The organism is Bacillus cereus group sp. N31 (assembly GCF_016483245.1).
Taxonomy (GTDB): Bacteria; Bacillota; Bacilli; order Bacillales; family Bacillaceae_G; genus Bacillus_A; species Bacillus_A toyonensis.
Genome location: NZ_JAEHCH010000002.1, coordinates 211,402 through 229,909, shown reverse-complemented (window position 1 = coordinate 229,909; position 18,508 = coordinate 211,402). Strand labels below are relative to the sequence as shown.

The window sequence follows — 18,508 nt, the reverse complement described above, 5'->3', positions numbered from 1 at the left end:
TAATTATACTCTGAACAGTAATATTTTGCAGTTATTTTTTATAAAAGATATGTTACAATTTAGCATGAGGTGGCACAATTCTATGAATATTTTTCTTTGTGGTTCAAATCAATTAACAGCATTAGATCAAGATGAAATTAAAAAATTTCTAACTGACTATGCTCACAAACATAAAATTTACATATTATGTTATAAATCTATCGAAAATGAAGTTCTTCGTTTTTTCATTGAAAACGAAAGACTCGCTCAAAATTTATGCCTTTACACGCTACAACCGTTACAAGCATTAACAGATGAATTTCAAGAAGTCGTTCATTACTTAAAAAAACACGGAGCCGAGTATGTTGCTTTTGATCATCCTTCCGACTCCATTTATCGATCAGATTTTATGTTTTTTGTAAAACAAATTATTGAAGATACCGATTTAGTTCTCTGTTTTTATAACGGGGACAAACATACATCTGTCATTCCCATTGACGTTGCAAAAGAAGCAGGTATTGATGCTGTTATTTATGATTTACCGGGTTTACATGAAAAACAGATGAAAAAAAGCTTTGAACAAAAAATTCGTATGATGTAAAGGGGGAGGCACAATATCGTTATTGTGCCCATTGTAAATATGATACTTGAACAAGATTATGATCATTTTATCGCGAGTTTTAAACAACAATACAATATGGATATCGCTTCGTATAAACAGGATAGAATGCGCCGTAGAATCGATGCTTTCATTTCAAGAAAAGGATTTGACAACTACGCAAATTTCTTAAATCATTTACGTGCTGATCAAAATTTATTTTTAAGTTTTATTGACTATATTACAATTAACGTTTCAGAGTTTTTCAGAAATAAAGAACGTTGGCAAACGTTAGAGACGAAAGCACTGCCAAAATTACTTGAACAAAATAACGGGAAATTAAAAGTATGGAGTGCTGCTTGCGCTGCTGGTGAAGAACCATATACACTCTCTTTAATTTTATCGAAACATCTTTCTCCATTTCGCTATGAAATTCAAGCAACAGATCTTGATTTTCATATTTTAGAAACTGCGAAACGCGGTCAATATACAGAACGTTCTTTAAAAGAATTACCTATCGATTTGAAAGAGCGTCATTTCACAAAAGAGAATGATACATATTCATTGCATCAAAACATTAAGCAAAACGTTTCGTTCAAACAACACGACCTCTTAATGCAGTCATTCGATACAAATTACGATTTAATTATATGTCGTAATGTAATGATATACTTTACAGAAGAAGCAAGAGTAAAGCTTTATGAAAAGTTTAGTCGTTCTTTACGAAAAGGCGGTGTACTATTTGTTGGTAGTACAGAACAAATTTTAACACCCGAACGTTACAACCTTCAGCGGTTTGATACATTCTTCTATGAAAAAATATAAAGTGAAACTTTAATCAGCACATACCAATCGGGCTTTTACGGGATTAAAAAGGTCGTCACAATGAAGTGACGACCTTTTTATATAACTCGAATTAAAATGATACCAACAATCCATATAAAAAGAAAAAGAAACGTCATAGACCATTTATGTTCTTGCATTGTATGTTTCAACGCCTGTGACAATTGTGTCATATTCATTTCTGCGAGCGCTCTCCATACACTGACATCCCGATCTTTTGCCGTGCGGTCTGTAACGCTAATTAAAATGGTTTCGTTAGACAATTTCGTTATATAAGCAGTAATAACCGTTACCATTAAATTTATATTTCCTTCTGAAGAATCACTCTCCACTCTAGAGATAAGTGCACTTACATCTAATAACGGAATATGTACCTTTCTACCAAATGATAGTTGTACTTCAGCGAAATCATACGTTCCATCTAATAAAGGAAGATCTTTTATATGCGCCTGCTTAACAAGTCCTTGTAAACTTCTAATTACTTGTTCAAATATTTTTTCTGTTTGCTTACCTTCTCCAGATAACGTATGTAACTTTTTAAAGAGTTGTAACACTGTATCCATCTCTTTAGAAAGTATTTCCTTCATAATCTTTCCATCGCCTAAACTTGCAAGTAAAATGCCTATTTCATTATTTTTCGAAATGATTTTAGACTGCCCACTAAACACTAAATTACTATGCTTTCGTTCTTTCTGAATTTCATGTTCCGAAATAGCTGCAGGCTGTTTTAATGGTTGTAGCGTCTTATTTTCAACTGTCGTACGGTTAATTTCCATTTAAATGCCTCCACTACTACGAAATGATTAGCCCCATTCTTTATTACTCTTTAAAACTAAAAATAGTACAAATAAACCTGACATAATAGTAAACACATTAGAAGCTTGTACTCCTTGTTCACTTCTTTCTTCTTTCTTATCTTCTGGCTCTGTTTTCTTTTTCGAAACGTCTTGCTTGTCATTTTTACCTGTTTTCTCTTTTTGAGCCTTTACATTACTTACTTCCTTATTATCTGCCAATGGGTCTTTTATAACGTGAGGGAATTCCTCTTTCTCTTTCAATGTTTCTTGTATAAACTCATTTACTTTCTCGTCTTGCTTCGGAATGTGAATAACTGGAAGTTTTTCTTCTGGAAGCACGATCTCTACTTTCGAATCTTCTTGCTTACTAATTTCTTTCTTATCTTCTACTTTATTTTCATTCTCTTGCTCTTCTGTTTTTTTATCATCTTCCATTTTTTGTCCCAAAACAGAAACGATATATTCACTTTCCGCAACAAGTTTATTGCCTGCAGCATCCACTATTTCTACAAATAGTTTATACTGTCCATTTGGCAAGGCATCAGTTAGTTCAAATACTTTTTGCCAATCCATGTCACGCTTGTTGTAGTCTAATAAAAAGGGAATTTCTTTATCATCTTTCCCTTTTAATGTAACGCGCACTTCTTTCACAGCAGATTCTACATCGGCAGCTTTCACTCGTATATGTATAGAATCTCCCTGTTTCCGTTCAATTAAGTTCTCTTTTGCTTCATCAATAGTAACTTTATGTAACTTCGGCAATTCTTTATCTATAGTTGGTGTTTCATTTCCAATACGAACGAGCGGGACTTTCACTTCATTTTCTATGAGCTCTTCCTTCTCATTTTCTTTGTAACTTTGAACGAGATGAAGATTCCAATCACCTTGTAAATCAAAACTCTCGACTTTATAGTTAGCAATCCATCGCTTCGTTTCTTCATCATACTCAAAAGATAGCATTCTTTCTTGTGCATACTGCTCGCCATTTCTTTGTAACTGCAATATACCTTTCATACTTTGAATGTCTTTCTCGTTTGGTTCTACAGTAATCCGCATTTCTTCGCCAACTTTTAGCTCTGGCTTATTTACTGTAATAACACCTTGATCCGTTTCTATCTTTCTTTCGCTCTTTTGTTCATTCGTCACTTCTTTTTGTTCATCTTCACCTTGATTTATTTCTACTTGCTCTGGCTGTTCTTGAAGTTTCTTATTTTCTTCTATTACTTCCAATTTATTTATTTTTTGCTCTGGCTCAATTTGTTCTTCCGCCTGACTTTGCAGGGGGAAGAACAAGCACACATGTATACATAGCCAACTCATTAGAAAAAACTTTACGTTTTTCATCTACTCGTTCAAACTCCTATTTCAACGCCTTATAGCGATTTCGTCACTTTTACTCCGAAAAACCCATCTACATTTACAAGTTCACCATATGCCACTAATACATCATTCACATAAATTCGAATCGGTTCATCAATATCTTCATCTAGTACAACCGCTTCATTTTCTTGTAAACTTAATATATCTTGAATGGTTTTCACAGTACTTCCAAATACAAATTTCACATTCATTTCTACATTTTGTAGAATGGATGTATCCATATATACTGGTTCAATCTGTTTTACTTCTTTAAATTCAATAGGTTGTACAACTGGTGCCGCAATTTCTTCCTCTTCAATTTCTTCCGGGGTAATCTCTTCTTGCTCTTCCACCATTGGATACAGAAGTCTTCTTACCATTTCTTTCGCTTCGGAAATGGGTAAAATTTGATACATTTTCGATTGAAGAAGATCGCCAATTTCAAGATTGAACGTAATTTGAACGAGTTCGTCCACTTCCATTGACTCTCCCAAGTATTCCATTTCTTCTTTTAACGTTACAAATTTGACATTTGGCGGCGTCATGTCCATTTTTTCTTGAAACATTTCCGACATCGCTGTTGCAGCATGCCCCATCATTTGGTTCATGATCTCTTTAATACCGCTTAGTTCTAATTCACTAAGCTCTTTTTCCGGATCAACTTCCCCTGTTCCCATCATCATTAAATCTACCATTGTTAAGGCAACATCTTTCGTAAATACGAATACGTTCTCATTCTTTAGCCCTTCAACAAAGTCGACATTTAAAATGACAAATGGCACTGGTACTCCATCATAATGACGAACATTAATCGCCTCTACATTTGGTGTACTAATCGTGACTGGCTGATTTAAAAGCGTTGATAATACCGTTGAAGCTGAACCGATTGAAATGTTCGCAATTTCACCGAGTACATCTTTCTCTTCTTGTGTTAAATACTCTTTTTCAACATGTTCCTCTACAATCTCAGTTTCAACCAGTTCCGCCGGTTCATCTCTTTCTTCTATTTCACCAGATAATTGCAGTAATTTATTTATCATTCGTTTCGCATGTTCCACCGAAACAATTTGTACAAGTTTAGAGTTTACAAGATTATCTATTTTTAGATCGAATGATACTTTAACTATTGTGTTATTTCCAGTTATTTCAGAGATTTTCTCCATCTCTTCTGATAGCTTTACGACTTTAATTGTCGGCGGAGACATATCTACTGTATCTTGGAAGAATTCCGACATAGATGTAGCTGCGAATCCCATCATTTGATTCATCGCTTCTTGTACAGCACTTAGCTCTAATTCACCAAGTTCTTTTCCTTCTTCCACTTCACCTGTCCCCATCATCATTAAATCAGCAATTGATAGTGCAACATCTTGCTTAAGAACAAGAAGGTTTTCCATATCTAATCCTTTTGTAAAATGAATATTTAACACAACATGTGGAACTTCAACATCACTTGTATCATATAAATCTACCAATTCTACACGAGGAGCAGTAATGTTTACTTGCCTATTTAAAATTGTTGATAATACAGTCGAAGCTGAACCAAATGATATATTTGCGATTTCGCCAAGAATATCGCATTCTTGAGGTGTTAAATGCTCATTTTCTTTTTCTAGCACAATTGTGCTCGTTTCCCCGTTTGTTTGTTGCTCAGGCATTTTCCCTGCCTCCTCATTTCTGTTTTTCTATCAAATGATATAAAGTGACACTTTAATCAGTGGGACTTCTATCCATTCCTCACTGATTATTAACCCGCAACTAGCAGGATAAACTCTCAACTTATTACACTCATTATATTTTAACAAACTGATTATACAAATCGTTACTCTGTATTTATTTCCAGTTATATAATTATTTTTATACATTCATAATAATTAACCAAAAAGCTCCCCAATTGTATACAAGTGGGGAGCTTTCCTTCATTCCTATTATAAACCTTCTGGGTTTAAAATGAGGACCACTCGTCCATCACCGAGAATCGTCGCACCAGAGAAATAGTTAGAACTCTCTGCAAAGAAGTCACCTAATGACTTTAAGACGATTTCTCTTTGACCGATAATTGTGTTTACAATAAGCCCATAGCTACGATGTGTATTACGAACAATTAACACAGGAACCATTTGACCATCATATGACGCAAACGCCTCATCTACTGTTTTTTCACCAAATACTGTACTTAAATGTTTCACTTCAATAATTTGGTTACGATAATTTAACACATCTTTTCCTTGTAAGGATTGGATGTCTTCTCTCTTAATTCGAATTGCTTCCACAATATTTCCAAGAGGTAAAGCATAACGCTTATCGTTCGTTTGAACAAGCATAGATTGAATAATAGACAAAGTTAACGGAAGTTCAATTCTGAATGTACTTCCCTTTCCTTCCTCAGAATCAATAATTAAATGTCCACCTAAACTATGAATCGTATGTTTTACAACATCTAATCCAACACCACGCCCAGAAAGATCCGATACAACTTCAGCTGTACTAAATCCTGGTTGGAATATAAGATCAAACACTTCACGATCTGTTAATCTATTCGCATCTGCTTCTGTTACAACACCATTTTTAATCGCTTTTTCTAATACTTTCCCTTTATTAATACCGTTTCCATCATCCGTAATTTGAATAACGACATGATTTCCACTATGAAACGCCTCTAATTTAATCGTTCCTGTCTCATTTTTACCTGCATCACGTCGTTTTTCAACAGTCTCAACACCGTGATCAATTGCATTTCGAATTAAATGAACAAGCGGATCACCGATTTCATCAATTACAATTTTATCAACTTCAGTAGTTTCTCCTGTAATTTGTAAATCGATTTTTTTACCTAAATCTTTCGCTAACATTCGTACCATACGTGGGAAACGATTGAAGACCGTTTCAATTGGAACCATGCGCATGTTTAAAAGTACATTTTGAATATCTTTTGAAATATCTCCCAATCGATTTAAATGCTCAATTAATTCCTTGTTTTGAATCGTTTGTGCCAATTCATCAATGCGCCCACGCTCAATTACACTTTCTTCAAACATATTCATTAATGTTTCGATTTTCTCTAATTGAACACGAATGGAGCGATTCTCCACTTTAGCATTTTTCGTTTTTACTGTGCTTTTAGCTGGTGTAGTATTAGCTGGTTGTTTCGGTGCTTCTACAGGTGATACAACCTGCGCAACTGCAGAAGATTGTATCATTTTCTCTATTTGCACAGCTTCTTGTGATGTATGTCCTTGCTTCACTTCTACTTTCTCAATTTCAGAAATATGAAGCACTACTTGTTTCAATTCTTCTACATTATAATCAGTATCCATAAATACTGTGAACTCAAATCCGAAAGCATCCGCTTCAATTTCTTCAATACTCGGAACAGTTTTTTGTATATTACCTACATTTTGCAATGCTTCTATACACATAATGGCACGTACTGCTTTTAAAATAGCTTGCTGTTCTACCGTTATATGTACTTCATGCGAAACTCCACCATCGTTACCTATATGATCTTGCTCTATATGTTCTGTAGGAGTTACTACATTACCGTGCAATAATGCTTCTAATTTCTGTTTAGTAGAAACTACATCAATATTACCCATTCCGCCTTGTTGTACATCTGCAACCATCTTCTCTAAATTATCAATGCACTCAAAAATCACATCAATAATATCCGCATTGACCACGATATTCCCATGACGGATTTCATCTAACACGTTTTCCATCTTATGCGTTAAATCCGCCATTTCCGCAAATTCCATACTTGCAGACATACCTTTAAATGTATGGGCTGAGCGGAATATTTCTCCTACAACATCCATATCAGCTGGATTTTGTTCTAAAGTTAGCACATTTTCATTTAGCGATTGTAAATGTTCTTCTGATTCCTCAAAAAATATATTCAATAGATCTGTTTGCATTTTAATCCCCTACCTGTCTAACAAACATTTCATTTATGTATAACAATTTAGTGTTTTAAAAAGAGAAAAAAGGGGGCCACACGTGTATCCTCTATCACTGTTTTGATTCCTTGTGGCACCCCTTTTATATTAGCTATTTGCTACTTTTGTTAAAGCTTCGATTACACGATCCGCTTGGAATGGCTTTACAATAAAGTCTTTCGCCCCACCCTTAATTGCATCTAATACCATACCTTGTTGTCCCATTGCCGAACAAATAACAACCTTTGCACTTGAATCAATTTTAATGATTTCTTTTAATGCTTCAAGTCCGTCCATTTCTGGCATAGTAATATCTAATGTTACAATATCAGGTTGAAGTTCTTTATACTTTTGAATTGCTTCTACTCCATTCTCCGCCTCACCGATAATTTCAAATTCAGAATTACTTTTTAATAAGTTTTTAATCATCGTTCGCATGAACATCGCATCGTCTACAACTAAAATTTTATGTGCCATTCTTTTTGATTCTCTCCTTCTATGTATAAATATATCTTAATATTTCACCTTATCATTCTCACTCATTATACAAAATAAAATGATAAAATTTAATATTTTTTTAAAAGAATTTTCGTATTTTTATTATTTTATTATTAAAATAATAATATACTATTCTTTTATATAAATAACAACGCGACGATTTTTCTCCCAGTTTTGCGGTGAATCATTTGGTACAACTGGCTTTGTGTCTGCATATCCTACCGCAGCTAACCTCTTATCGTCCACATTATACACTTCGATTAAGTGGTGAATCATATTAGCTGCTCGTGCTGAAGATAATTCCCAGTTAGAAGGGAATTTCTCATTATGAATAGGTCTACTATCTGTATGTCCTTCCACAACGATTGGATTTGGTACTGATTGGAAAAATCCGACTAATTGACTCATTATCTCTTTTGCTTCTGGTTTAACGTTCGCATCACCCGTATCAAATATTAAATTATCTACGATAACGACACTTACCCCTGTATCTTCTCGATATACATTCACTTGACTAATACCGTTATTATCTACATATGCTTTTAACTTTTTATATAATTCATCCATTCTCTTTTTTGAGATCATTTTTTCATCATTTTTTTCATGTGTTATATCTGGTATTGTATTTTCCATTACTTTTGCATCTACTTGCTCCGCATCGCTAAACTTTTCAAGCATCTTTGACAATTTTACTGCATCCTGCTTTGATGTAGCAACTAGTAATACAAAGAAAGTTAATAATAACATCGTTAAATCTGTAAAAGTCGTCATCCAACGAGGCGATCCCTTTTGCGGTCGTTTTATCATCATACCACTCCTTGCAATATTAGGCTGCTCGTTTTTCTTTTTTTATCTTCGTTTCGTACACATACGTATCAAGTTTCAACTTTAATTTAGAAGGAATTTGCCCACGATACAATTCTGAAATTGCTTCAATTACAAACTTCTTCTCTGTATATAAATCCTCAATACCACGATACACCTTTTCCGCAAGAGGTATTGCGATCATATTCGCAAGTACTGATCCATATAATGTCGTTAGCATCGCCACTGCCATTCCTGTACCAATTTGTGATGTATCTTGCAAATTTTGAAGCATAATGATAAGACCAATTAAAGTCCCTATCATACCCCAAGCTGGAGCGAAATCACCAATTTTATCTAATAATGTTGCCCCTTTTCTTAGCTCATACACTTCTGTTTCTATATCTTTCATTAACACTTCTTTTAATTCATCTTCATCGTAGCCACTTAACATTAAACGAATCCCCTTTTGAATAAAAGGGTTGTCTACTTGTTCTCCATCAACTTCTAAAGAAAGTAAACCGTTCTTTTTAGACTTTTTTGAAAAATCAACGAACAAATCCGTTAACTGTTCTAAATCTTCTTCTCTTCTATGTAAAACAGTAAAAATACTTTTCGTATATTTTTTTATTTCTCCAAATCGATACGCCACAACAATTGTCGCTGCCGTTCCCCCTATGACAATTAAAATAGATGGAATATCTAAGAAGTTTTTAAAAGCTTTTATTCCACCGCCACTAAGTACGATCGCCGCTATTACAATAGCGAAGCCTACTATAATGCCCATTGGACTAGAAATATCAAACTTCCTTTTTTTTCTTTCTGGTCTAGCAAATACTTGTTTTTCGTCTCCCATATTCCTGCCCTTTCCTTTTCATTTTTATAAAACATTTTTTTATTTTAATAATGCGTTTTCACATATAACGTTCATTATACGCTTATCATCTATTTATCGCAATATACTCATAAAATTGACACATTTCATTTCCATATTAGAATTATGGTATGGAAATAAGAGGAGGATCACGATGGAACATAACATTTTACAAGTCATTGCATTAGCAGAAAAACTAAAATACGAAATGCGACATAGCTGGCTTTCTAACGGACGCCAAGAAAGTGTTGCCGAACATACATGGCGCATGTCTCTAATGGCCATTTTAGTTGAGCCTTATTTAGATCAAAAAGTAAATATTGAAAAGTTACTTAAAATGGTTATTATTCACGACCTAGTCGAAGCTGAAGCTGGCGATATCCCTGCTTTTGATACAATGAATAGTCACGAATTACAATTACAAAAACAAAAAAATGAACTTGAAGCAATTTTAAATATTAAACAAACATTAAAAGGTTCTCTCGGTGAAGAATTATATAATTTATGGATGGAGTTTGAAGCGAAAGAAACGTACGAAGCAAAAGTTGCTAATGCGCTTGATAAATTGGAAGTAAAAATTCAGCATAACGAGGCTGACATTAATACGTGGCTACCAATTGAACATAAAATGACATTCCAAGTCGCAAAACATACAAACTTTGACTCTTTCCTATCTAAATTACAAAAACTTATTGAACAAGATGGAGAAAAGAAGTTATTAGCTGCTGGCATTGACGTTGAAGCTTGTAAGAAATAATGAAATAAGACACTCTACTAGAGTGTCTTATTTCATTATTGTTGATACTGCCTGCTTGTAAATCAGCTGTTGCTTTCCATCTACTAACATTAAAACTGTAAATTTGTCTACGCCAGCAACTTCTCCGACTATTCTCACACCACTCTTTAAGAAAACTGTAACAGTACCTTTTTCTTCTTTTATTTGCTTATAAAGCTCATCTTGTAAATGTTCCAATAACGTTTCTCCCCTTTTTTTCGTTGAATATCTTAATATAAAAAACTATAAATTATTCATTTATGGACCTTATCTTTTACATTCATAAACTTATTAATTAGTATATCTAAATCTCGGCTAAATAACAAAACTTTATCATGATCCAATCCGTGTCTCGCAACAAGTTGAATTAACTCTTTCTTTTTGTTTTCTATTTTATTTTGTAATCGTCCCATCTCCATCTCTAAACTAAAACTCCCTTTTCCCATAATATTACTTGTAAAATTATAGTACATATTCCCTCATAAAAAAATATAAAAATGGTTTTTTTTACAATTTTTACGTTTTTAACATACTCTTAATCCGTAAACGCTTTATTTAGTAAGATTTCCCGCACATGTAATATAGAAAAACCTGAATCACACAGACATTTGTCTAATTCAAATACAGACTGGCTCCTTTTCCACATGAAAAACATATTGTATATAGTAGTCCATGAATTATATAGATTAATTTACAAAAAGGAGGAAAACACATGAGCTATGGTGGTAGTTGTGCTGGTTTCGGCGGTGGATTTGCTTTGCTTATCGTACTATTCATCCTTCTAATCATTATCGGATGTAGCTGCTGGGGTGGCGGCGGATACGGATATTAATCATCCTATCCTTACCAAATGAATTAAAAACTATACGAAAACAGCTCATATTTGAGCTGTTTTTTCATACTTTCGTATGAATTTATATCCCTCTTATTTCTGATTTGATCTAACAAAATATCGTTTACTATGAAATAAGAAACATTTTTACTAAGGGGGATTACAATGATTAAAGGTCTTTATGAGGCACATTTACCCGTCCGTAACTTAGAAGTATCAATACCTTTTTATGAATCACTAGGGCTAAAATTATATAAAAGAGGTGACGATATTGCTTTCTTTTGGATTAAAGAAAATGAAAGTTGGCTCGGACTTTGGGAAGGAACAGAATACAAAGTTACTTATCATCCATCTTTGCGACATATTGCCTTCCAAGTAAGCTTGCTTGATTTAGAAAATGCAATACATTGGCTAAGTCAAAAAGGAATTTCAGCACGAAAAGACTTTGGAATGGAGCCGATTGAACCAATCGTTTTTCCAGAGTTGGCACACGCCTCCGTATACTTTAACGATCCTGATGGAAATAGTTTAGAATTGATTGCACAATTACCTGTTGAACTTTCTGCAGCAGAGAACATGTATTTAAGTGAATGGAAAAAACAAGTTCAAGCATCATTAATACATAAGGATTAATCTTTTATGTCAGTTTCTTATTCCACACTGCTTAAAACAAATACAAACTTTAGAAAGCTGTTTTATGGTCAAACATTAAGTGTACTGGGAGATTGGTTTCATACGGTAGCTTTATTCACATTCGTTTATAACGTAACAGAATCTCCGTTTATTATCGCACTAACTTTTATGAGTAAAGGGTTACCTCAACTTCTTCTTAGTCCTTTTATTGGAGGATTTGTGGATCGATTTCCAACAAAGAAGATTTTGATTTCCACCGATGTTTTAAGAGGAGTTATTGTACTCACTTACTTATTAGCAACCTATAAGATTGAAATTATTTTCGTAGCTAATATATGTTTGTCGGTCCTCTCTTGCTTATTTGAGCCTGCTAAACAATCAACTTTAAAAATGATTATTAGGCAAAAACATTTAGTAACTGCAAATACACTTTCTAGTACAGTTAATGGCTTTATGTCAATTATGGGCGCCTCATTAGGTGGGATTATCGCCCAGGCTTTAAGTATAGAAATCGCTTTTATCATTAATAGCCTATCATACTTTGTTTCCGCTTTAATCATTTATAAGTTGAATATCCCTTCTCACAAAAAATTTAACATAAAAAAGTCATTTTTTGTGGATATAAAAGATGGATACACGTACATATTACAGAAAAAAATTATATTAGCATTAATTCTTGTCGGAATTTCATGGGGGATTATTGGTGGTGCTTATCAACTTCTTTTAACAATTTATGCCGAAAGAATCTTCCATGCTAATATTGGAATTTTATATACTGTTCAAGGATTAGGTCTTATTATTGGTAGTCTATTCGTTAATCTATATGTATGTAAAAATAAGGAAACAATAAAAAAAGCATTTGGCTTGGCGTACTTATTACAAGGATTTTTCTTTCTCGGATTCGTTCTATCCAATCAGCTTATTATCGGTATTATTACTTTACTCTGCATGCGTATCGCAGGGGGCATTATCGTCCCTTTAGACACAACCTTATTACAAATGTATACCGAAGAAAACATGATTGGTAAAGTTTTTTCATTTCATTATTCCATATATGGTTCTCTCATTCAGCTATCTATGTTTATTACAGGCTGGCTTTTAGAAACCCTTTCTCCGCAAGTAATTGGTTGCCTGTTAGCTATATGTTGTATTTTTGTTAGTTTTATATGGCTTTTCTTATTTTATCGCGGGAAGCTTAGTGAAGATCCTACCGATACTATATAGCTCACTGCTAATTTTTATTTACTCTCATTTGTTATCGTTATATAACAATCAAATTAAATAAAATACAAGTCATTTCATTTCATGAAAAGGCCCTTTACTTGAACACCATTTGAGAGGAAATCAAATATTTATGTTAAAATAAAAGTAAGATTGTGAAAGATTGCACTTATTCTATAGGCTCCAAACAGCTACATTCGATTTTCGTAGTAATAAAATATGTATTGAATTTGATTAAATAGGAGGGCTATTTTGGAGATTACATTAATTTTCATATGTATAATATTGGTGGCTTCTGTTTTGCAAGCCAGTACAGGTTTTGGCTTTTCTATAATGGCAACACCTTTCTTACTCATGTTATTTCTACCGCAAGAAGCTATACAAATAAACATTATTTTATCATTAATTATTTCAATATCGCTCATTTGGAAAATAAGAATGGACGTTGATTTTATTTTACTGAAACGGTTTATTTTTGGAAGTATAGCCGGTGTACCTTTTGGAATTTTAATCTTCATTTCCGTTAACATAAACACTTTTAAATTAACAATTAGCATCCTACTCTTACTATTAACATTGTTGCTAATATGCAATGTTAAAGTTAGATCAACACCGTTTAGAGATTTCGTAGTTGGTGGATTATCAGGACTTTTAACGACGAGTATCGGTATGCCCAGACCTCCTTTGTTACTTTACAGGAACTGATACTGAAAAAGAGAAGTTAAGAGCAACTACTTTAGCTTTTTATCTGTTTATATATTTCATTAGTCTAATAACTCAAATACTCTTTACTGGAACGAACAAAACAATTTGGGAATCAAGTTTTTATGCAATTCCAATTGTATTGTTAGGTTTATTTATAGGTCAAATTATTTTCAAATGGCTTAATCAACTGATTTTCAAAATATTTACATATATCCTTTTGAGTTGTACAGGTGTTTATCTTCTTATTGAAAGTTTGAATTCGTTATAGAAAATGCTTTAGATTGCGCAATAACAGCTTGGTTTAAATGAAATTATTGTTGTATTTTTAAGCTACAAAATCATCCGATAAAAAGCGGCTATTATGCCGCCTTTTACATTAAATATTTTATAAAGCAAAGACCTGAACTTACTATCACGAGTATATTAAAGAATAAGAAAAAACCTTTTTCGAAATCTGTATACTTTTCTACTTTTACTCCGCGTTTTTTCAACTCCATAATAATCATCGCAACTTCATGTGCATACGCAATACTTCCAAACTGTATATAATTGTTATTATATTTAATCTCAAAAACGTTTTTCATTTTTTTATGTTGCGAAATAGATTGTATATCTCCTATTGGCATGCTATGTTCATTTGTTTTTTTGAAATAACAATCTAACCCTTTCATTATCATTCTTTTATTCGTTAAAACGATATAATAATAAAAAGTAGCTCCTACGTAATATATATTCGGTATAACTTTGTTATTTGCCATATATCCTTCATCTACTAATAGTTCCTTCTGAATTTCTTCACCAGCTTGTAATTCGTTGCGAATTGATTCTTCTAACATTTGTAAAGTTAATTTTTTTAATAACTCTCCATTTCTCACATAATACTTATCTATATTTATAGACTCATTCGCTTCTTTCTCTAAACGTGTAATTTCTTCTTCTGAATATTGGAGCTCATTTAACATCGATAATAATCTTTTATCCATATTACACACTCCCTTTCCACAGTTTTTGAAGTTTTTTCTTTCCACGAGAGATTCGATTGTATATATAGTCAGCCGTTACTTTTAATTCTTTTGCAATATCGTCAATGGAATATCCATCAATATACCTCTTTAAAAAGATATATCGATCCTTTGTATTTAAATCTTGTACGATTTCCATAATCTCTTCTTGTTCTATTTCATACTTATCATGGATACCTGCATCTATTTCTACGTCTTTATCAATTTTATTCTCTTTATATACTTTCTTTTTATATTCCAATGCCTTTAATTTAGTAATACCAATCATCCAAGATTTTAAGTTGCCTTTTCTATATCAAATTGTTCGATTTGAAACCAAATGATAGTAAATACATCATTATAACAATCATCCACATATTGTTTTTCAATAGGGGTACTTAATGATTTATGAATAATGTACAGAATTAATTTTCCATATTAATCAATCACTTCTTTCAAAGCATCTTGATCACGTTTTTTCATTGCTATAATTAAATCCTCTTCAGAATCGAAAATCATAAGCATCTTCCTTCCTCAGTTCCCCTTTAGCAGCTGCTTTTACTTACTATTGGCATTTCATTCTCATTTTCTATCACTTTTGTAAAAATTTATTAATTTTTATTTTCACTTTATATAATAACAAATAAAAAACCGAAGTTAAAAAAGTGAATCCCACTTTCTCAGCTTCGGTTTTACAAGTAATGTTATAACGTAAACTAACGTCTCAGGTTTGTCTTTTTACTCATTTTTTATTTAACCCTTTCTCACTTAAAAACTCTTTCATATGCATTCTTTTCTCTTTGGACATAAATGAGCTCATTGATTCCGTCCATGTTATGTTTTTTTGATTTGATGATCTTTCTTTGTAATATGCGCTCATCGTTTCATCATATTCGTTTAATAATTCATCATATTTCTTTTCATCATATCCATTTTCATGAAGAATTGCTGCTACCGGTAAACGTGGTTTAACTCCATGTTCTTCATCTGGCACACCGACTGTCATTCCAAACACAGGATATACTTTATCCGGTAAATGAAGCAATTCACTCACTTCTTTCGGGTTATTACGAATACCACCAATATAACAAATACCGTATCCTAATGATTCCGCTGCTAGTGCTAAGTTTTGCGCAAAAAGTGAAACATCTACCGTCGCAACGATAAAATCTTCCACCCCTTCATGCTTTATCTCTGTACCATGCTTTTCACACGCCATTTCAAGTCGCTTTAAGTCTGCACAACAAACAAAGAATGCTGCACACTCTTTCACGTGACGATTTCCGGATAGTTCTGCTAGTTTAGCCTTTAGGTCTTGATCGGTTACATATACAACAGAATAGGCCTGTACAAAATGCGAGGAAGCGGCATGCTGCGCAGCTTGAACCATTCTTTCTACTACATCTTTCGGAATGGATTCTTCTTTATATTTACGAACTGAAACGTGTTGCTCCATTTTATGTATGATCTCATTCATAAAAAACACTCCTTTTTTCTCTTCATAATGAAAAATTAACATATCTTTTTCAATATTCACAACTTATAAGCACAAAAAGAGCAATTCTTTTTGAATTGCTCTTTTTAAAATGTCTATCAATACGGTAAATGAAATTATATCAACGATAATTTAAATATATCAACGATTCCTTGCACTATATCAACGATTTTTCGAATATATCCACGATTCGACAAGAAATATCGGTTTACCGACAAATAACGGCAAAATTACCCCAATTTATTTCTTGTCTTATTACGCTGCTTTCAAAACTTTAATACCTTTTACGATATTCCAAATGAAGTAGTAAATTCCTACAAGAATGAATACTGCATATGTGATAGCCATCCCAATTCCCGCGCCATCAGATTGATCGAAGCCTAAACCGTATACGCCTGATACTGCTAATCCAGCAAATAAGATTGCGTACGGAAAAACATGTGACAAAAATGCTTTTTTCGCGTGATATTTCACTTCATCTTCCGCAACGAAGTACACGATAATTGGCAGTAAAAATGGTGCAAAAAAGATACTAAAGTAACATAGTGAAGATAGAATATTATTTCCTTTCATCCGATTCACCTCTAAATAGTTTTTGTTATCTTTATTATGTCAGGAATCTACTCCAGAAACTATCGCTTTACCTTTCATGAACATGACATATTTGTAAGATTTCCCTCAAAAAATCCCGCCTGGAATGCTGGCGGGATCACTTTCACTATATTCGATTCATAAACCAATATTGCGTAATCGCTAAATATTCTCGGACATTTGATGAAATGATAATGGGCTTCGGTGTTTTGGCAGGAAGCCCTTCTAATTGCAAACCTTGTTTTGCTGCTATTTTTTTCGCTCTAAACATATGGAAATCGTTTGTTACGATCATACCTTTTTTCATATTGGCTGGAATTAACGGTTTTGAGAATGTAATATTCTCATCTGTACTCGTTGATTTATCCTCCATTATAATACGGTCTTCTGCAATATTTTGTTTCATTAATCCTTGTTTCATCGCTAATGCTTCTGAAATATCTTCACCTTTTCCTTGTCCGCCAGATACGATAGCGATTGTTTTCTCATGTGATTTTAAATATTCAGCTGCTTTATCAATACGATATTGTAATGAGTACGATGGTTTCGTCCCATTTACTTTCGAGCCTAATACAATGATATAATCAGCATCGTCGGTAGCTTTCATATGCCCATGCTTATAAATGTTATATTGTAAAAAAACCGCGTACACAGCGCAAACCGTTATAATTGCTATAATATACTTAATTATTTTCTTCTTTCTCATATCCATATACTCCTATGTTCTTTGCTTCTTTCATCATAATATCCATTTATTCGTTTGTATACAGACAAATTCCAAATAACCCTTATTTATCCTCTAAAAGGTAATATTTCTATTATTTTTGGGAATAGTAAGTACAACTTCGCACGAAGGAGTGTCCCTATTGCTTCTCTTTTTATGTAACGTATCATTCTTTTTTATTTTATTTTTACTATCCCTTAAGCTACTTGGTAAATCTGCATTGGCACAACTAACTCCTCATGATTTTGGGGCTATTATCTTTTTATCTTATTTAGCTTTTCAAGCCATACCAGTCGCTGGTGCTTTACAAGCATTTCTCGGTATGGTCGTTATTACATGTTTGCACTTACTTCTTACAAAATTAAGCTTACTCAATAAACTAAATCGTTTCATTCTCGGACACCCCATTATTTTAATTAAACATGGTGATATTATTTTTGAGAACTTACAAAAAAGTAGATATCCAATACCCGAATTGCTTTCTAACCTTCGCGTCGCCGGATATCCAAGTGTTCATGAAATTGAATACGCTATTTTAGAAGCGAATGGAGCCATTAGCATTTTACCAAAGCGAGAACTTGTACCATTGACTCCAAAGGATATGAATATACATGTTAAGTATGCTGGATTACCAATAGCCCTTATTGTCGATTCTCAAATTCAATACGATAACTTAAAGTTGATCCATAAAGACGAAAAGTGGTTATATAAAGAGTTAAAAGAAAAAGGCATCACAAATATTAAAAATGTGGCTTTTGCGTCTGTTCAAGAAACTGATGGGTCTTTTGCGATTAGTTTAAAAGAATGAAAAAATCCCCTTACTTGCTCAAGGGGATTTTCTTCA

At 33.1% G+C, this 18,508-nt stretch carries 20 protein-coding genes and 2 pseudogenes; 8 read left to right on the top strand and 14 right to left on the bottom strand.

Translation table 11 applies throughout. From position 1 onward, the window contains the following. The first annotated feature begins 82 nt into the window (after positions 1-82). Both JDS81_RS05465 and JDS81_RS05460 read left to right on the top strand, forming a co-directional pair. Positions 83-580 (top strand): hypothetical protein, encoded by a 498-nt coding sequence (locus JDS81_RS05465; protein ID WP_001020087.1) that lies wholly within the window; start codon positions 83-85, stop codon positions 578-580. Positions 581-619: 39 nt separating this feature from the next. Beyond that, entirely contained in the window at positions 620-1,402 is a 783-nt protein-coding gene (locus JDS81_RS05460) for a CheR family methyltransferase (RefSeq protein WP_061530136.1), read from the top strand. A gap of 77 nt (positions 1,403-1,479) precedes the next feature. Here JDS81_RS05460 and JDS81_RS05455 read toward each other — a convergent pair whose 3' ends face one another. The 7 genes from JDS81_RS05455 to JDS81_RS05425 all read right to left on the bottom strand — a co-directional run bounded on the left by JDS81_RS05455 (position 1,480) and on the right by JDS81_RS05425 (position 9,669). After that, complete coding sequence (locus tag JDS81_RS05455; RefSeq protein ID WP_000405178.1) at positions 1,480-2,196, bottom strand: hypothetical protein; 717 nt, start codon at positions 2,194-2,196, stop codon at positions 1,480-1,482. A gap of 27 nt (positions 2,197-2,223) precedes the next feature. Further along, the gene (locus tag JDS81_RS05450) at positions 2,224-3,561 is read right to left on the bottom strand and encodes an Ig-like domain-containing protein (RefSeq protein WP_097954673.1); all 1,338 of its coding nucleotides are present in this window, start codon (positions 3,559-3,561) and stop codon (positions 2,224-2,226) included. Between the two features lie 29 nt (positions 3,562-3,590). After that, positions 3,591-5,234, bottom strand: coding sequence for a flagellar motor switch protein (locus JDS81_RS05445; protein ID WP_097954672.1), 1,644 nt, complete (start codon positions 5,232-5,234; stop codon positions 3,591-3,593). A 270-nt stretch (positions 5,235-5,504) separates the two neighbouring features. Continuing rightward, positions 5,505-7,490: a chemotaxis protein CheA gene (locus JDS81_RS05440; RefSeq protein WP_001192585.1), complete on the bottom strand. Its 1,986-nt coding sequence runs from the start codon at positions 7,488-7,490 to the stop codon at positions 5,505-5,507. A 129-nt stretch (positions 7,491-7,619) separates the two neighbouring features. Continuing rightward, positions 7,620-7,988 carry a response regulator gene (locus JDS81_RS05435; RefSeq protein ID WP_000940571.1) on the bottom strand — a complete coding sequence of 123 codons (369 nt, stop codon included), beginning with the start codon at positions 7,986-7,988 and terminating at the stop codon, positions 7,620-7,622. A gap of 150 nt (positions 7,989-8,138) precedes the next feature. Further along, positions 8,139-8,816: an OmpA family protein gene (locus JDS81_RS05430; protein WP_000596044.1), complete on the bottom strand. Its 678-nt coding sequence runs from the start codon at positions 8,814-8,816 to the stop codon at positions 8,139-8,141. Positions 8,817-8,835: 19 nt separating this feature from the next. Continuing rightward, positions 8,836-9,669 (bottom strand): flagellar motor protein MotP, encoded by an 834-nt coding sequence (locus tag JDS81_RS05425; protein ID WP_000502107.1) that lies wholly within the window; start codon positions 9,667-9,669, stop codon positions 8,836-8,838. Between the two features lie 172 nt (positions 9,670-9,841). Between JDS81_RS05425 and JDS81_RS05420 the strand changes: the two genes are divergently transcribed. Further along, positions 9,842-10,444, top strand: coding sequence for an HD domain-containing protein (locus JDS81_RS05420; RefSeq protein WP_000400765.1), 603 nt, complete (start codon positions 9,842-9,844; stop codon positions 10,442-10,444). Positions 10,445-10,471: 27 nt separating this feature from the next. Here the strand turns inward: JDS81_RS05420 and hfq are convergent, their stop codons facing one another. Then, positions 10,472-10,660, bottom strand: a complete 189-nt coding sequence (gene hfq / locus JDS81_RS05415) for an RNA chaperone Hfq (RefSeq protein WP_000400654.1) — start codon at positions 10,658-10,660, stop codon at positions 10,472-10,474. Positions 10,661-10,716: 56 nt separating this feature from the next. Further along, positions 10,717-10,935, bottom strand: coding sequence for an aspartyl-phosphate phosphatase Spo0E family protein (locus JDS81_RS05410; RefSeq protein WP_000291696.1), 219 nt, complete (start codon positions 10,933-10,935; stop codon positions 10,717-10,719). Between the two features lie 239 nt (positions 10,936-11,174). On the opposite strand from JDS81_RS05410, the gene JDS81_RS05405 reads away from it, so the two are divergent. From JDS81_RS05405 to JDS81_RS05390, 4 genes and pseudogenes are all read left to right on the top strand, one after another. Then, entirely contained in the window at positions 11,175-11,294 is a 120-nt protein-coding gene (locus tag JDS81_RS05405) for a YjcZ family sporulation protein (protein ID WP_000120179.1), read from the top strand. 165 nt (positions 11,295-11,459) lie between these two features. Next, entirely contained in the window at positions 11,460-11,927 is a 468-nt protein-coding gene (locus JDS81_RS05400) for a VOC family protein (protein WP_097954671.1), read from the top strand. A 6-nt stretch (positions 11,928-11,933) separates the two neighbouring features. Next, entirely contained in the window at positions 11,934-13,151 is a 1,218-nt protein-coding gene (locus JDS81_RS05395) for an MFS transporter (RefSeq protein WP_097954670.1), read from the top strand. A gap of 249 nt (positions 13,152-13,400) precedes the next feature. Further along, a pseudogene (locus JDS81_RS05390) lies at positions 13,401-14,121 on the top strand (sulfite exporter TauE/SafE family protein). 103 nt (positions 14,122-14,224) lie between these two features. On the opposite strand, the gene JDS81_RS05385 reads toward JDS81_RS05390, so the two are convergent. The 5 genes and pseudogenes from JDS81_RS05385 to JDS81_RS05365 form a co-directional block, all read right to left on the bottom strand. After that, positions 14,225-14,836 (bottom strand): PH domain-containing protein, encoded by a 612-nt coding sequence (locus tag JDS81_RS05385; RefSeq protein ID WP_000361358.1) that lies wholly within the window; start codon positions 14,834-14,836, stop codon positions 14,225-14,227. Between the two features lies 1 nt (position 14,837). Then, positions 14,838-15,280: pseudogene (locus JDS81_RS05380) on the bottom strand (sigma-70 family RNA polymerase sigma factor). A 316-nt stretch (positions 15,281-15,596) separates the two neighbouring features. Further along, the gene (nfsA, locus tag JDS81_RS05375) at positions 15,597-16,331 is read right to left on the bottom strand and encodes an oxygen-insensitive NADPH nitroreductase (RefSeq protein WP_001002408.1); all 735 of its coding nucleotides are present in this window, start codon (positions 16,329-16,331) and stop codon (positions 15,597-15,599) included. A 273-nt stretch (positions 16,332-16,604) separates the two neighbouring features. Continuing rightward, positions 16,605-16,922 carry a magnetosome magnetite crystal formation protein family gene (locus tag JDS81_RS05370; RefSeq protein WP_097954669.1) on the bottom strand — a complete coding sequence of 106 codons (318 nt, stop codon included), beginning with the start codon at positions 16,920-16,922 and terminating at the stop codon, positions 16,605-16,607. A gap of 145 nt (positions 16,923-17,067) precedes the next feature. Then, on the bottom strand, positions 17,068-17,646 hold the full coding sequence (locus tag JDS81_RS05365) for a YdcF family protein (RefSeq protein ID WP_001227662.1): 579 nt from the start codon (positions 17,644-17,646) through the stop codon (positions 17,068-17,070). Between the two features lie 160 nt (positions 17,647-17,806). On the opposite strand from JDS81_RS05365, the gene JDS81_RS05360 reads away from it, so the two are divergent. Further along, positions 17,807-18,472 (top strand): DUF421 domain-containing protein, encoded by a 666-nt coding sequence (locus JDS81_RS05360; RefSeq protein ID WP_000923918.1) that lies wholly within the window; start codon positions 17,807-17,809, stop codon positions 18,470-18,472. Positions 18,473-18,508: the final 36 nt, after the last annotated feature.

Bases quoted from the DNA above. Each gene is read 5' to 3' on its own strand.
- JDS81_RS05425 (WP_000502107.1), bottom strand. From the start codon at position 9,669: ATGGGAGACGAAAAACAAGTATTTGCTAGACCAGAAAGAAAAAAAAGG.
- JDS81_RS05395 (WP_097954670.1), top strand. From the start codon at position 11,934: ATGTCAGTTTCTTATTCCACACTGCTTAAAACAAATACAAACTTTAGA.
- JDS81_RS05385 (WP_000361358.1), bottom strand. From the start codon at position 14,836: ATGGATAAAAGATTATTATCGATGTTAAATGAGCTCCAATATTCAGAA.
- JDS81_RS05400 (WP_097954671.1), top strand. From the start codon at position 11,460: ATGATTAAAGGTCTTTATGAGGCACATTTACCCGTCCGTAACTTAGAA.
- JDS81_RS05445 (WP_097954672.1), bottom strand. From the start codon at position 5,234: ATGCCTGAGCAACAAACAAACGGGGAAACGAGCACAATTGTGCTAGAA.
- JDS81_RS05450 (WP_097954673.1), bottom strand. From the start codon at position 3,561: ATGAAAAACGTAAAGTTTTTTCTAATGAGTTGGCTATGTATACATGTG.
- JDS81_RS05435 (WP_000940571.1), bottom strand. From the start codon at position 7,988: ATGGCACATAAAATTTTAGTTGTAGACGATGCGATGTTCATGCGAACG.
- JDS81_RS05430 (WP_000596044.1), bottom strand. From the start codon at position 8,816: ATGATAAAACGACCGCAAAAGGGATCGCCTCGTTGGATGACGACTTTT.
- JDS81_RS05465 (WP_001020087.1), top strand. From the start codon at position 83: ATGAATATTTTTCTTTGTGGTTCAAATCAATTAACAGCATTAGATCAA.
- JDS81_RS05460 (WP_061530136.1), top strand. From the start codon at position 620: ATGATACTTGAACAAGATTATGATCATTTTATCGCGAGTTTTAAACAA.
- JDS81_RS05420 (WP_000400765.1), top strand. From the start codon at position 9,842: ATGGAACATAACATTTTACAAGTCATTGCATTAGCAGAAAAACTAAAA.
- JDS81_RS05370 (WP_097954669.1), bottom strand. From the start codon at position 16,922: ATGAAAGGAAATAATATTCTATCTTCACTATGTTACTTTAGTATCTTT.
- JDS81_RS05440 (WP_001192585.1), bottom strand. From the start codon at position 7,490: ATGCAAACAGATCTATTGAATATATTTTTTGAGGAATCAGAAGAACAT.
- nfsA (WP_001002408.1), bottom strand. From the start codon at position 16,331: ATGAATGAGATCATACATAAAATGGAGCAACACGTTTCAGTTCGTAAA.
- JDS81_RS05405 (WP_000120179.1), top strand. From the start codon at position 11,175: ATGAGCTATGGTGGTAGTTGTGCTGGTTTCGGCGGTGGATTTGCTTTG.
- JDS81_RS05410 (WP_000291696.1), bottom strand. From the start codon at position 10,935: ATGTACTATAATTTTACAAGTAATATTATGGGAAAAGGGAGTTTTAGT.
- JDS81_RS05455 (WP_000405178.1), bottom strand. From the start codon at position 2,196: ATGGAAATTAACCGTACGACAGTTGAAAATAAGACGCTACAACCATTA.
- JDS81_RS05365 (WP_001227662.1), bottom strand. From the start codon at position 17,646: ATGAGAAAGAAGAAAATAATTAAGTATATTATAGCAATTATAACGGTT.